Raw genomic sequence first — 2,356 nt, forward strand, 5'->3', positions numbered from 1 at the left:
TTGAAGCGACGATGAGCGGACCTGTTGAATCCAGGACAACGCCAATGTGAATGGGCCGGCTCTTCATGTGTCACCCGCTTGCCATTAAACGTGTGCAGATGGCTTCCTCATGAAGGAAGGACACTCATGCTCGCTCGATTAAGGGCCGTTCTGCTCACCACATGCAGCCTCGCTGCCTCGGTTGGCGTTGCGCACGCTGCCGATCAGGCATCGATTCACATCACGGTGATCGCCGATCTGGACGACGATATCTACGATGCGCGATCCGGTCGCGGCGGAGTGGACGCCACCCGTATGGCTGTCGCAGATTTCGGCGGGACGGTGCTGGGCCGACCGATCATCGTCGACGCCTTGAACGACCACAACAAGCCCGCGGAAGCACCGGGGCTTGCGACGCAGGCCTATGACGCCGGTGCCGACCTGCTGATGGACGTGCAGAACTCGCCGATCGCGCTGGCGGTGGCCAAGGTCGCCAACGAAAGGCGCAAACTGGCGATCAGCACCGGCTCCGCCGCACCCGCTTTGACCCGGGGCGCCTGCAGCCGGTACGTCTACCATTACTCGTTCGACCTGCCGGCGATCGAAACCACGACGGCCGATTATCTGGCGCAGAAATCCCATGGCAAGCGCTGGGTCTTCCTCTCGGAGGATACCGGCTTCGGCCGGGCCGGCATCGCGACGATGACGCCGATCATCACGGCGCATGGCGGCCAGGTCGTGAAGTCCTATGTTTTGCCAGCCGCGACAAGCGATTACTCAGCCGTAGTCGACGAGTTGCGGGGTCTGAACCCCGAGGTGGTGGCGGTCATCGATGCCGGTGCGAAGGACGATGCCGGCGTGTCGGCCGTGACGAAGTTGGGGCTGCCAGCCATGACGACCACGGCGCTGCTCTATCTGTCGGACGTCGACCGGGTGCAGGGCGGCTATGCCGGCGTGGAGGCGGCCGTGCCCTGGTACTGGAATCTCGACGCCGCAGCCCGCGCGTGGTCTGACCGCTTCGCCGCGGCCCATGACGGCCGCCGGCCGACCGAAGCCCAGGCTGCGGATTACTCGGCCACGACGCAATGGCTGAATGCGGTCCGCACCGCAGGGACCACGGATGCCGATGCGGTCGTCCGTGCCCTGGACGGGCACAAGTTCGACGATTTCTTCGCCCATGGCGGCGAGTTTCGCGCCAGCGACCATGCCGTCGTGCATGATCTCTACGTCGTCAAGGTCAGAGCGCCGGCCGAACTGCCGGAGCCGCACGCCTGGTTCGATGTGCTGGCGACCGTCCCCGCCGCGACCGCATTCCCGGTCGGAACAGAGTGCAAGATGACGCAGTGAGCGAGCCGAACAGCTCCGCACGGTTTAGTGCGACTGCGTCATGACAGCTTTCACCCTCATCCTGAGGCTCGCGAAAGCGAGCGTCTCGAAGGACGAGGCCCGGAACACGCAGCGGGGCCTCATGGTTCGAGACGGCGCTAACGCGCCTCCACACCAGGAGGGGTCTAGTTTAGTGCGCAGTCGGATTAGTCGCCTCAGGCCAAAAGCTTCAAGAACTCGTCGTGATTCATGGGATGGGAGAACATCCCGAAATTGTGGGTCAGCGCCATGTCCTGCGCCTCCTGGCTCAGCGTTGCCGTGCAATCCTTCAGCGTCACGACGTCGAAGCCGCGTTCGTAGGCGCTACGCATGGTTGATTCCACGCAGCAATTCGTCAGAAACCCAGCCAGCACCACGGTTTGAATGCCCTTGCTTCGCAAAATGAAATCCAGGTTGGTGCTGGGAAACGCGTCGAGGCCGCGTTTGCCCTCGATGACGATGTCGTCAGGACGCGGCGTCAGGACGTCGACGATCGCGGCGCCCCATGATCCCTTGCGAAAGGCCTTGTTGTCGACCACGCCCTTCAGGATCCCATAGGGATGGCTGGTGAGTTCGCCGTATCCCTCGGCAAAGCTGATCGGCGCATGCATGACCGTGGCGCCCGCAGCACGGGCCTTGTTCGCGACGTCGACGGTGTTGGCCAGCATGTTGTTTCCCTCCATGACGGCTTTGACACCGTCATGGAACACGCCGCCCACCGTCGTAAAGTCGTTCTGATATTCGATCAGGACGATTGCTGTCGTCTTCGGATTCATTGGCTTTCTCCCGTCGTTTCCTGCTTCTGTTGCCTCTTTGCGAGGGATCGATCGAAGCGAGACCTGCCCAAATTGTTGCGGTCAAACATCCTATCTCGTCGCCTCGCTCGGCGGGTAACAGCCGGTTGTTACATGTACGCCGCAGCCCGGATCCCGGCCCAGTTCCCGAAGATACGCTTGTCCAGGGTGCAATGAGTCACACGGGCCGGGTCGCGAATCCCGTGGAAATGGATGGC

Annotated in this window: 2 protein-coding genes; one reads left to right on the forward strand and one right to left on the reverse strand. The window is 62.5% G+C overall.

Annotated elements, in window-relative coordinates; translation table 11 throughout:
• Positions 1-126: 126 nt before the first annotated feature.
• Entirely contained in the window at positions 127-1,326 is a 1,200-nt protein-coding gene (locus WCB02_RS11360) for an ABC transporter substrate-binding protein (RefSeq protein ID WP_423958248.1), read from the forward strand.
• Between the two features lie 194 nt (positions 1,327-1,520).
• Here the strand turns inward: WCB02_RS11360 and WCB02_RS11365 are convergent, their stop codons facing one another.
• On the reverse strand, positions 1,521-2,120 hold the full coding sequence (locus tag WCB02_RS11365) for a cysteine hydrolase (protein ID WP_423958250.1): 600 nt from the start codon (positions 2,118-2,120) through the stop codon (positions 1,521-1,523).
• Between the last annotated feature and the right edge of the window lie 236 nt (positions 2,121-2,356).

The organism is Bradyrhizobium sp. (assembly GCF_049581145.1).
GTDB lineage: Bacteria > Pseudomonadota > Alphaproteobacteria > Rhizobiales > Xanthobacteraceae > Bradyrhizobium.

What these genes read in the sequence shown, in the direction of transcription:
- WCB02_RS11365 (WP_423958250.1), bottom strand. Translation starts at nt 2,120, where the DNA reads ATGAATCCGAAGACGACAGCAATCGTCCTGATCGAATATCAGAACGAC.
- WCB02_RS11360 (WP_423958248.1), top strand. Translation starts at nt 127, where the DNA reads ATGCTCGCTCGATTAAGGGCCGTTCTGCTCACCACATGCAGCCTCGCT.